This is a genomic window from Mesorhizobium sp. PL10 (assembly GCF_053714315.1).
In genome coordinates, this window is record NZ_JBSKBR010000262.1 from 1 (window position 1) to 205 (window position 205).

Below are 205 nucleotides of genomic sequence, written 5' to 3' on the forward strand. Positions count from 1 at the left end.
GCCTTGTAGCCGAAGGTGAGGCCCTTCTTGCCCTTGCGTGCGGTGACGCGGGCGTCCGCATCCTTCGATGGCCGTTCATTCGTCGGTGGCGCCGAGACCGCACTGATCAGCGTTGCGTCCAGCATCGTGCCGCGCTTCAGGATCACGCCGGCCTTCTCCAACTGCCGGTCCAACTCTGCGAACAGCTTCTCCATCAGCCCTTCGC

The 205-nt window shown here is 64.4% G+C and carries 1 pseudogene; it reads right to left on the reverse strand.

The window, feature by feature from the left end:
* Nucleotides 1-205: pseudogene (locus ACWGTO_RS34085) on the reverse strand (IS5/IS1182 family transposase); the annotation flags it as partial.